Below are 7,868 nucleotides of genomic sequence, written 5' to 3' on the forward strand. Positions count from 1 at the left end.
CCCTCTCCTGCCCCGATTAAGCTGTCCAATAGAAGAAACTGATGCCTTTAAGCGATCCCGGTGATGAATCATGGAACTACGGCAGCTGGAATACTTCGTCGCCGTCGCCGAGGAGTGCCACTTCACGCGGGCGGCCAACCGTCTGCGCGTCGCCCAGTCCGGCCTGTCGGCCTCGATCCGCTCGCTGGAGCGCGAGCTGGGCACCTCGCTGTTCCTGCGCAGCACCCGGCAGGTCGAGCTGACCCCCGCGGGCAGGGCGCTGCTCGTCGAGGCCAGGCGGGCGCTGTCGGCGACCGACGCCGCGCGGGACGCCGTCGCGGCGGTGCGGGGCCTGCTCCGCGGCAGCCTGGCCATCGGCTCGCTGCAGTGCCTGCACGCGGTGCACCTGCCGGCCGTGCTCGCCCGCTTCCTGGCCGCGTACCCCGGTCTGGAGATCCGGTTGCGCCAGGGGGGATCCGGCGAGCTGATCGAGCAGGTGCGCGCGGGACGGCTGGACCTGGCGTTCGTCTCCCGCCCGTCCCGGCGCCTCGACGACGTCGTGGTCGAGCCGCTCGCGGGCGAGCCGCTCGTGCTCGCCTGCGCGCCAGAGCACCCGCTCGCGGCCAGGGAGAAGGTCGAACTGCCGGAGTTGGGGGCGGAGCGGTTCGTGGACTTCCAGCCGGACTGGGGCACCCGTGACCTGGTCGACGACGTGTTCGCCGCCACCGGCGTCGAACGCCACGTCTCGCTGGAGGTGAACGACGTGCACTCGCTGCTCGACCTGGTGACCTTCGGGCTCGGCGTGGCACTCGTGCCGCAGTCTTTCGCGGTCAAGACCGACCGGGTGCGCTTCGTCGGGCTCGCCGGGGCCGTGCCGTCCTGGGAGACCGTCACCGTGACGGGTGACCCGACGAGCGCGGCCGCCGCCGCGCTGCTGCGCGAGGTCCACGAGGCGAGGAGCGGCCGGACCGCTGCCGAGCCGGTCATTTGAGCGTGTAGTAAAGGCTGATCTCCCTCAGCTCCGCGGCGGGGCCGTCCGCGAGGACGCGCACGATCTTTCCCCGCAGGTCCAGCATGACGACCTTCGTGGTCTTCCTCTCGGTCACGGTGCCGAGGAAGTGACGGTCGCCCAGCCAGCCGTTGAAGGTCATCCCCTTCTTGATCGGGACGACGGCCTCGCGCGTCGCCGTGGTGGCGTCCCACAGGCAGGCGTCGCGGGGCCTGTCGTGGCAGCGCGTCGTGAAGACCTTTCCGAGCGAGGTGTCCCTGACGTCGTCCCTGACCAGCTCGCCCACCTTCGGGACCGTTCGCAGCAGCGTGCCGTCCAGGCGGTAGAAGCGCACCGACCCGTCCGGCCCGGAGTGGATGACCGAGGCCGAGTCGGCGCCCCAGAGGTAGTCGGAGCGGTGGTCGTCGCCCGGCACCCGGGCGACGCGGGCGGTACCCGAGATCACGTCCACGATCACGAAGCCCCTGGAGCGCTGCTCCTCGTCCAGGCCCTCGTAGATCGTCAGCAGGATCCTCGTCCCGTTCCGGTCCCAGCGGGGACTGTAGGTCTTCAGCGGGGTGTCGACGGTCCTGATCCGGGTCTCCGGCCCTCCCGCCGGATCCACCACCCTGATCAGGTCGAACTCCTCCGGAGGCTTGTAGTCCGGGTTGACGGCGACGCGCGCTCCCCCCGGCGCGGCCAGGGCGGTCATGAACGTTCCCACGAACTTGAACTCCGAGGTGTCGCCCCGCCGGAGATAGACGGGGCTGCCGTTGGCCTCCCCGCGCGAGTCCCGGTAGCTGGTGACCCGCTCCGGGTCCGCGGGGTTCTCCCTCAGGGTGATCTTCGTTCCCGGGAGCCGCAGGTCGGTCGTCGAGGTGGTGGGCATCGTCCCGATCGCCGGTCTCGCGGGCGGGGAGGGGGTGCCCTCCGTACCCCCCGCGACCACCTTCGCGGGCTCCTCCGTCCCCGCGGCCCGGACCGCGAGGACCGCGACGCCGGAGGCCGCCGCGAGCGCCAGCGCGGCGAGGGCGGCGATCACCGGGCGCGAGGCGCGCCGCCGTGCCGTCGGGGGAGCGGCCTGCTTCCTGCCCTCGCCGAGCACCTCGTGACCCGTCCCGTACGACGGCTGCTCCGCCGGATGGCCTAGCAGCCTCAGCAGCGCAGGCATGGCCGCCGGGCGCGCTCGCGGGTCCTTGGCCAGGCACTCGCCCACCAGTTCGCGCAGCTCGTCGTCCAGGGAACCGAGTACGGGCTCGGCGTTCAGGATCCGGTGGATCACCGCGGGCAGCGGGCCGGTCCCGAAGGGCGGTTCCCCCGTCGCCGCGCACACCACCGTCGACGCCCACGCGAACAGGTCGGCCGACGGTCCCGCCTCGCGACCGTCGAACTGCTCGGGCGCCATGTACGGAGGGGTGCCGACCAGGTGGTCGGAGAGCGTCGCGGTGGCGTCCAGCGCGCGGGAGATGCCGAAGTCGATCACCCGGGGGCCGTCGCGGGCGAGCAGCACGTTCGCGGGCTTGAAATCGCGGTGCACGACGCCCGCCCGGTGGATGGCGGCCAGCGCGGTGACGGTACCGATCGCCAGCCTGCGCAACTCGGCCCCGCGCAGCGGCCCCCGCTCGTCGATGACCTGGGCGAGGCTGGGCCCGTCGACGTACTCGCTGACGATGTACGGCATGCCGCCGGCCTCGCCGTGCTCCAGCACCCGCGCGGTGCAGAAGGCCTCCACCCGGCGGGCCAGCTCGATCTCGCGGTGGAAGCGCGTCAGGGTCTGCTCGCCGCCGCCCCTGCCGAGCACCTTCACCGCGACCCGCGCCCCGGAGGGGGACTCCGCCAGGTACACCGTCCCCTGCCCGCCGCGGCCGAGCCTGCCGGTGACCCGGTGCGGCCCGATGCGGTCGGGATCGCCGGGAGCCGGGGGCAGGATCCTGGTCATCCGGCCGCCGCGGTGAAGCTCAGGAAGGCCGTGTCGCCCTTTTTGAGGTCGGCGAGCACCCGGACGGATGCGCCGTACAGGTCGACCACCTCGATCTTGGAACCCTTCTTGGCCGGGTTCTGGATGAGCAGGTGATTGTTGTTGAACCAGCCCAGGATCCGGGCGTCGTCGCGGACGGCGAGCGTGTAGCGCCGGTTGCCGCTCACCGAGTCCCACACGCACACGGCGCCCCCCTTGGGGCACACCGTGGAGAAGAGCTTGCCGGAGGGGGAGAACCAGCTGGTGGAGCGCGGCTGGCCGACCCAGTGCATCGTCCGGATGACCTGCCCGTTCGGGCCGTAGAAGTCGACCCCGTAGCTCTTGCCGTCGTAGTATCCCCGCGCGACCGAGCCGTCCGGCGCGAACGTGAAGGGCAGGGTCTCGGCGCCGATGGACTCGGTGCGTACGTAGGTGGCCCTGCGCGCCGCCACGTCCACCACCACGAACCCCTCGGACCGTTCTTTGTCCGGCTCCCGTACCGACAGCAGGACCTTGGAGCCGTCCTTCGACCACACGGGACTGTGCCCCTCCAGCGGCCGCTCGACGGTCGGCACGTTGAACTGGGAGCCGTTCCTCAGGTCGTGGATCCTCACGTAGTCGAAGGACGACTCGGCGAACTTCCCGAACGGGTTCAGCGCCACCAGGTCGCCCTGCGGTGACAGCACCGGCTGCAGGGCGCTGGTCACCTGCTTGAAGGTCTCCTTGCCCTTCTCCCTGGCGAACGAGGAGAAGGGCGACTTGGCGTGCAGGTAGCCGCCCAGCCTGATCGTGTCCTTCGGGTTCTCGTGCAGGGTGATGCCCGTCCCCGGCAGTTCGATGTCCTTGGTGGCCTTCTCCACCGATTCCCAGGGCGCCTCCGTGACGTTCGGGCTGAGCTGGGGCTGGGGGGTGAAGGCCGGGGCGAGCGCGCCCTGCGCGGTGCTCCGGGCGGGGCGCGGAGCGGCCACCGGCGCCGGGTCCCCCGACACCGCCAGGTAGACCGCGCCGCCGGAGACGAGGGCGACGGCCAGCGCGCCCGCGACCAGCAGCGCGGGGCGGGTACGCCGCAGCGGCCGGGTGGAGGGGGCGTCGGGCGCGGGGAGATCGGGGGGCACCTGGTCGGAGGTCAGGAACCCGCCGACCAGGCGGAGCAGGGCGTCGCTCGCGGTCGGCCGCGGCGCGGGGTCCTTGGCGAGGCAGGCCGTGACCAGCTCGCGCAGGTCGTCGGGGAGCGCGCCGAGATCGGGCTCGTCGTTGACGATGCGGTTGACCGTGCCCGACATCGTCTCCGCGTCGAAGGGGGAGCGTCCCGAGGCGGCGAAGACCATCGTCGCCCCCCACGAGAACAGGTCTCCCTCGGGGCCGGGGGAGGTGCCCATGAGCCTCTCCGGCGAGCTGTAGGCGGGGACGTCGACCTTGCGGGTCGTGCTGGACGCGGTCGCCTCCAGAGCTCGCGCCATGCCGAGGTCGATCACCCGTGGTCCGTCGGGACCGAACACCACGCTGCCGGGACGCAGGTCGCCGTGGACCGTACCCGCCTGGTGGAGGGCGACCAGGGCGGTCATCGTCCCGACGGCCAGCCGGTGCAGCGCGGCCGCCTCCAGGACGCCCTCGGAGGCCACGGCCTCCTCCAGGGTGGGGCCGTCGACGTACTCGCTCACGATGTACGGCCTGTCGCCGTCCACCCCGCCGTTCAGCCCGCTGTCCAGAACCTGTGCCGTGCAGAAGGCGGGTATCTCCCGCAGCGGCTCCATCGCCTCCCGGAACCGCTCGGGGCTCACGTCCCCGGGGAGTAGCCGCACGACCACCCGGTCCCCCGAGGGGGCCGTGGCGAGGTAGACCTCCTCTCCCAGCCGTCCTGCGACCTGGTACTCGCCCACGCGTTCGGGATCCCCCGCCCGTACGGGGCCGATATCGGGCATGCCCTGGCTTCCTCTCGGAGGAGTCCATTAGAGATCACTAATTATGAGGATCTAGCCGCATAAAGTGGAGAACTCGGGAGAAGAGATGCGAACTTCTGCGAGTGCCGAGTGCGGTTCCGGGGCGGTGTGGCCCGGGGTGTGGCGTATGGTCTGGTCCGCGGTGTGGCGTGGCTCGATGTATGGTTTTGTGCAGTGTGTGGCGTGTGGTGTATTCCGGCCTTGTATATGCGGCGCGGTACGTTATGTGGTGCGGTGCAGTGTCCAGTCCGGTGTGTGCGGTGTGATGTGTGGGCGGCGGGCGCGGTGACCTGCTCGGCGGGACCTTCCGGGTTTCCGTCCAGGCTTCCGCGATCTCGCCGTTCCGTGGGGGAACGGCACCGATTCACTCTGCGGAGTCCGTGTCTCACTGCGGGAAAGGGCCTGGACGTGAAAGTCTTGAAGACTCATAGGCTGGCCATTCGCGGTTAAAGGGAGCGAACTTGCGCATTGTTCGGGCGACAAGCGAACAAGCCGACGGTCAGAACCCGGATCACCGGCAGGCCGGGCCCACCGTGGTCCGCATGCTGGTGGGAGCGCAGCTCCGCCGATTGCGCGAGAACGGCCACATCACGCGCGAGGAGGCCGGGGAGGCGATCCGCGCGTCGCACTCCAAGATCAGCCGCCTGGAGCTGGGGCGGACCGGTTTCAAGCAGCGCGACGTGGCCGACCTCCTCACCCTCTACGGGGTCGTCGACGACGACGAGCGCGCCCCGCTGCTCGCCCTGGCCGCGCAGGCCAACAGGCCCGGCTGGTGGCACGCCTACGCCGACGTGGTCCCCTCCTGGTTCGACGCCTACCTCGGGCTGGAGCAGGCCGCCTCTCTCATCCGCAGCTACGACGTCCAGTTCGTCCCCGAGCTGCTGCAGACCGAGGAATACGCCCGCGCCCTCATCAGGCCCGCCTGCGCCGGTGCCCCCGAGTCCGAGATCGAGCGCCGCGTCGCCCTGCGGATGGAGCGCCGGCGGCTCCTCACCGGGCAGGAGCCCGCCACGCTCTGGAGCGTCTTCGACGAGGCGGTGCTGCATCGCCCCGTCGGAGGCCCCAAGGTGCTGCGTGACCAGATCCGGCACCTCACGGAGGTCGCCGAGCTCGGCCACGTCACCCTCCAGGTCATGCCGTTCAGCGCCGGGGCGGCCGCCGCGGCGACGGGCACCACCGCCATCCTGCGCTTCCCCGAGGGGGAGCTGCCCGACATTGTCTACCTCGAACAGCTCACCGGCGCCCTCTACCTGGACAAGCTCGCCGACGTCGAGCGCTACTGGCACGTCATGAACCGCCTGGGAATCGAAGCCGAGCAACCGGCCGCGACGACGGCCCTCCTGCACCGCGCCCTCAAGGAGACCTGAGCCTCCCGGCCGCCCCGCCGAGAGAAAGAGGACGCGCGGCTCGCAGTACGGGCGCCGGAACTCCCGGCTCCGGCGGTCGCGGACGACGAACGCCGTTGTCGCCTTTGGTCTCGTCGTGCCGTAGGAGACCGGTTCCAAGCGCCTATCCAGAAGTTCCGCGCGTAACGGGTGGTGAGTCGCCGAGGCGGATGGGGATTGACATGGGCCTCGCCGGGGGATCGAGGTTGCTCACACCGTCTCTCCGGTCCCGGCGAGGTCATGTCAAAGGAGAGGGCGGGATACCCTGCCTGCGGTGCCTCGAACCACGTGACCGGAGGAGTCGATGCTGGGATGACGGCAGGGCGACCGATACCCACACAGGACGACGTGCTCGGGTACTTCGACACGCTGTCGAACTGGGGACGGTGGGGCGACGACGACGAGCTCGGCACTCTGAACCACATCACCGACGACGTCCGGCTGGCGGCGGCGCGGGCCGTGCGCCACGGCAGGAGCGTGTCGTGCGCATGGGAGGTCGCCGTACCGGAGGACATGGAGCGGTCGACGACGACGTGCCCGTGCGCCGCCGACATGCCGGGTGCCGAGGACATGCCGGTGCCCGGATTCCGCAGCGACCGGCGCTGGGGCTTCTCGTCCGAGCGGCTCGGCGTCACGTTCCACGGCAACACCCTCACCCACGTCGACTCGCCGTGCCACATCTTCTGGGACGGCACGATGTACAACGGGCGGCCGCACTCGCTGGTCGACGCCGCGACGGGATCGGCGTGGGCGTCCGTCACGGCGGCGGCGAACGGGATCATCACGCGTGGTGTCCTGCTGGACATCGCGAGCGTGCGGGATGTGCCGTGGTTGGAACCGGGGCAGGGTGTGTTTCCCGACGATCTCGAGGAGGCCGAGCGTCGCCAGGGTGTGCGGGTGCGACCCGGCGACGCGGTACTCCTGCGGACCGGCTATGGCCGCGTCCGGCACGAGACCGGTGCGGTCAGCGGTTTCACGCAGGCCGGGTGGCACGCGTCCTGCCTGCCGTGGCTGCATGAACGGGAGGTCGCGCTGATCGGCGCCGACACCCCCCAGGACGTTCAGCCATCGGGGTACGAAGGCGTGTTGATGCCGGTTCACGCCGTGAGCCTCGTCGCCATGGGTCTGTGGATGCTCGACAACTGCGACCTGGAGGCGTGCGCGACGACGGCTGCCGAGCTCGGCCAGTGGGACTTCCACCTCGCGGTCGCGCCGGTCCGCTTCGCCGGTACGTCCGGCAGCCCGGTCAACCCGATCGCCACATTCTGACCGCGGTTCACGAGGAGGTGCGACGCCATGAAGGACCTGGCCCGCACCTGGAACGCGGTCGTGGTCGTGGTCGGTGAGAACACGCCGTGCTGGTCGGGAACCAGGCGGCACGAGCGCCTCAAGGCGGGGTTCGCAGCGTGCGTTGGCTGTCGGCCTCGTGGGGCGCAGCAGCGGCATGGAGCAGTCCAACCGCCGAAACGGCTTCTGGATTCGCTGTCATCAAGCCGCCTCGTCCGTGGAATCGGGAGTGGGGGCCAGCCGCACGCTGCCGAGCTGGGCCTTCTCGTCGGGGAAGACCCACTTCCGGAGCGCCCAGAAGCGGAAGACCATGGCGATCAGCGTGCCGATGA

The 7,868-nt window shown here is 70.8% G+C and carries 5 protein-coding genes; 3 read left to right on the forward strand and 2 right to left on the reverse strand.

The features are described 5' to 3' along the window. Positions 1 to 70 precede the first annotated feature (70 nt). Complete coding sequence (locus ACSDR0_RS25105) at positions 71 to 970, forward strand: LysR family transcriptional regulator (RefSeq protein WP_435291326.1); 900 nt, start codon at positions 71 to 73, stop codon at positions 968 to 970. Here the strand turns inward: ACSDR0_RS25105 and ACSDR0_RS25110 are convergent. Next, on the reverse strand, positions 963 to 2,906 hold the full coding sequence (locus ACSDR0_RS25110) for a serine/threonine protein kinase (RefSeq protein WP_435291327.1): 1,944 nt from the start codon (positions 2,904 to 2,906) through the stop codon (positions 963 to 965). The two genes, ACSDR0_RS25105 and ACSDR0_RS25110, sit on opposite strands and share 8 nt — an antisense overlap. Beyond that, a complete protein-coding gene (locus tag ACSDR0_RS25115) occupies positions 2,903 to 4,846 on the reverse strand; it encodes a protein kinase domain-containing protein (protein ID WP_435291328.1) in 1,944 nt (647 codons plus the stop codon). The genes ACSDR0_RS25110 and ACSDR0_RS25115 overlap by 4 nt, the downstream gene beginning before the upstream one ends. Before the next feature lie 560 nt (positions 4,847 to 5,406). Between ACSDR0_RS25115 and ACSDR0_RS25120 the strand changes: the two genes are divergently transcribed. Both ACSDR0_RS25120 and ACSDR0_RS25125 read left to right on the forward strand, forming a co-directional pair. Continuing rightward, the gene (locus ACSDR0_RS25120) at positions 5,407 to 6,231 is read left to right on the forward strand and encodes a helix-turn-helix domain-containing protein (RefSeq protein WP_435291329.1); all 825 of its coding nucleotides are present in this window, start codon (positions 5,407 to 5,409) and stop codon (positions 6,229 to 6,231) included. A gap of 330 nt (positions 6,232 to 6,561) precedes the next feature. Continuing rightward, the gene (locus tag ACSDR0_RS25125; RefSeq protein WP_435291330.1) at positions 6,562 to 7,518 is read left to right on the forward strand and encodes a cyclase family protein; all 957 of its coding nucleotides are present in this window, start codon (positions 6,562 to 6,564) and stop codon (positions 7,516 to 7,518) included. Positions 7,519 to 7,868 lie beyond the last annotated feature (350 nt).

It is taken from the genome of Streptosporangium sp. G11 (assembly GCF_051192615.1).
GTDB lineage: Bacteria > Actinomycetota > Actinomycetes > Streptosporangiales > Streptosporangiaceae > Streptosporangium.

What these genes read in the sequence shown, in the direction of transcription:
- ACSDR0_RS25105 (WP_435291326.1), top strand. Translation starts at nt 71, where the DNA reads ATGGAACTACGGCAGCTGGAATACTTCGTCGCCGTCGCCGAGGAGTGC.
- ACSDR0_RS25110 (WP_435291327.1), bottom strand. Translation starts at nt 2,906, where the DNA reads ATGACCAGGATCCTGCCCCCGGCTCCCGGCGATCCCGACCGCATCGGG.
- ACSDR0_RS25115 (WP_435291328.1), bottom strand. Translation starts at nt 4,846, where the DNA reads ATGCCCGATATCGGCCCCGTACGGGCGGGGGATCCCGAACGCGTGGGC.
- ACSDR0_RS25120 (WP_435291329.1), top strand. Translation starts at nt 5,407, where the DNA reads ATGCTGGTGGGAGCGCAGCTCCGCCGATTGCGCGAGAACGGCCACATC.
- ACSDR0_RS25125 (WP_435291330.1), top strand. Translation starts at nt 6,562, where the DNA reads ATGACGGCAGGGCGACCGATACCCACACAGGACGACGTGCTCGGGTAC.